Genomic DNA, 1,937 nt, shown 5'->3' with positions numbered 1-1,937 from the left:
TCGGCCTCTTCATCCAACCATGTTTGGCAGATATCTGCCAAGCGGACAAATTTCCCACCCCGCGCCTTCAAAATATCACGCCATTGTGCCACTTCTTCTGCATCCGGGGCATCTTCAATACTGCATTCGTAAAGGCAGAAGTCTAATGTTTCGCCAACAATGCCTGGGGCTTCGGTCTGCATAAGACTGGTCAGTTCGTTCATATTTACTGTTTCTTTGATTCGTTTATCACTAGTCAGATCACACTGCCTGTTTTCAGGCCGTCTGAACATGATGTGCAAGGCTGCCCGTTTGGTTTGGTTTGGGTACGCTACTTACTGTGTAAAAAACGTGTTGCTTCTTCCCATTCGCCATTCAACACGGCCGGCAATCCTTGCAGGGATTTGGCGATGGAATCATCAATTTGCTGTCTGTGTTCCGCCGACGGTTTATTCAACACATAACCGACAACCAGATTACGGTCGCCCGGATGATCAATACCCAAGCGCAGGCGGTAGAAATTAGGCGTACCCAAGCGAGCCTGAATGTCTTTGAGGCCGTTGTGTCCGCCGTTGCCGCCGCCAAGTTTGAATTTGATACGGCCGCATGGAATATCCAGCTCGTCATGAACCACCAAGATTTCCTCCGGCTTGATTTTGTAAAACTGAGCCAAAGCGGCTACTGCCTGACCGGAGCGGTTCATAAAGGTCATGGGTTTGAGCAGCCAAACATCACCATCAGGCGTAGTGGCGCGCGCTACTTCGCCGTAAAATTTCTTTTCGTCTTTAAAATTGACTTTCCATTTCCATGCCAGTTCGTCCAACAGCCAAAAGCCGACATTGTGGCGCGTTTGTTCGTATTCTTGGCCTGGATTGCCCAAACCGACAATTAATTTAATTTTCAAGCTCATTACTGTTCTTTCAGTTTGACAGGCCGTCTGAAAAAGTTTCAGACGGCCTTTGATTTATTCTTGCCCAGCGCGTTTACGTCGCGCTTCTTTCGGATCAATCAACAATGGGCGATAAACCTCAATCCGATCGCCATCGCGCAACGCTGTTTCGTCTTTCACAGCCTTGCCGAAAATACCCAAAGGCGCTTGCTGTAAATCCAATTCCGGAAACTCTATCTCCAAACCGCTTTGTCGGGCAGCTTCGCGTACGGTTGTTCCTTCGGCAACGGTCATACCCTTCAACACTTGCCTATCGGCCAGTCCGTAAACAATTTCAATCTCAAGCATAGCGGCGGTCGGCCTCTTTAATAAAAGCATCCACCAGCGTGCCGGCGAGATGGCCGAATACCGGGGAAATCATGGCAGAGAGTACGGCATTGGAGAAATCGTATTCTAATCTGAATTCGACTTTGCACATATCATCGCCCAAGTCGATAAATTTCCAAGTGCCGCGCAGGGTTTTAAACGGCCCTTCGAGCAAATCCATGCGGATTTCCTGCCCCGGGATATTGTGGTTGTGCGTCGCAAATGACTGCTTGACGCGCATATAGTCCATAAACAGGCGCGCTTTTAGCTCATTGCCTTTACGTTCGATGACTTCGGTCTTGCTGTACCACGGCAAAAATTTTGGATAGTCCTCAACTTTGTCCACCAGCTCAAACATTTCCTTAGCGCTATGCAGCACCAATACGTTTTTCTCGACTTTTTTCATGTTGGTTGTAGACCTTGTTTTTGAATATTCGGGGTTCAGACGGCATGATTTAGAAAAATATCTGCCCTACTTTGGGACAAAACTCCCAATTTAAACCGCTTCTCCATTTTGTTTCGCTTCCAGCCATTCCCAGCGTTCCAGCTTTTCCAAAAGCGACATCTCGATTTCTTCAGCCCTGCTTTGCAATGCACCTGCTTTTTCGTAATCTTTGAAAATTTCAGGATCGGAAAGCTGGGTATTGATTTCAGCCTGCTCGGTTTCCAAAGCGGCGATTTCATCAGGCAGGGCATCGAGTTC

At 48.0% G+C, this 1,937-nt stretch carries 5 protein-coding genes; all 5 read right to left on the bottom strand.

Features of this window, described 5'->3' with window-relative positions; translation table 11 throughout:
- Nucleotides 1–203: ring hydroxylating dioxygenase (locus tag ACTHUE_RS17170; RefSeq protein WP_440424050.1), on the bottom strand; the 203-nt coding region annotated here is incomplete at its 3' end.
- 107 nt (nt 204–310) lie between these two features.
- On the bottom strand, nt 311–889 hold the full coding sequence (gene pth / locus ACTHUE_RS17165; RefSeq protein ID WP_003683307.1) for an aminoacyl-tRNA hydrolase: 579 nt from the start codon (nt 887–889) through the stop codon (nt 311–313).
- A gap of 54 nt (nt 890–943) precedes the next feature.
- The gene (locus ACTHUE_RS17160; protein ID WP_004519778.1) at nt 944–1,216 is read right to left on the bottom strand and encodes an RnfH family protein; all 273 of its coding nucleotides are present in this window, start codon (nt 1,214–1,216) and stop codon (nt 944–946) included.
- Complete coding sequence (locus ACTHUE_RS17155) at nt 1,209–1,640, bottom strand: type II toxin-antitoxin system RatA family toxin (protein ID WP_003683270.1); 432 nt, start codon at nt 1,638–1,640, stop codon at nt 1,209–1,211. The genes ACTHUE_RS17160 and ACTHUE_RS17155 overlap by 8 nt, the downstream gene beginning before the upstream one ends.
- A 90-nt stretch (nt 1,641–1,730) precedes the next feature.
- Nucleotides 1,731–1,937: ABC transporter C-terminal domain-containing protein (locus tag ACTHUE_RS17150; protein ID WP_440424049.1), on the bottom strand; the 207-nt coding region annotated here is incomplete at its 5' end.

The organism is Neisseria sp. P0021.S005, from assembly GCF_051956955.1.
This window is presented reverse-complemented; position numbering and strand designations above follow the sequence as displayed.

Coding starts and splice junctions, on each gene's coding strand:
- pth (WP_003683307.1), bottom strand. CDS start 889: ATGAGCTTGAAAATTAAATTAATTGTCGGTTTGGGCAATCCAGGCCAA.
- ACTHUE_RS17160 (WP_004519778.1), bottom strand. CDS start 1,216: ATGCTTGAGATTGAAATTGTTTACGGACTGGCCGATAGGCAAGTGTTG.
- ACTHUE_RS17155 (WP_003683270.1), bottom strand. CDS start 1,640: ATGAAAAAAGTCGAGAAAAACGTATTGGTGCTGCATAGCGCTAAGGAA.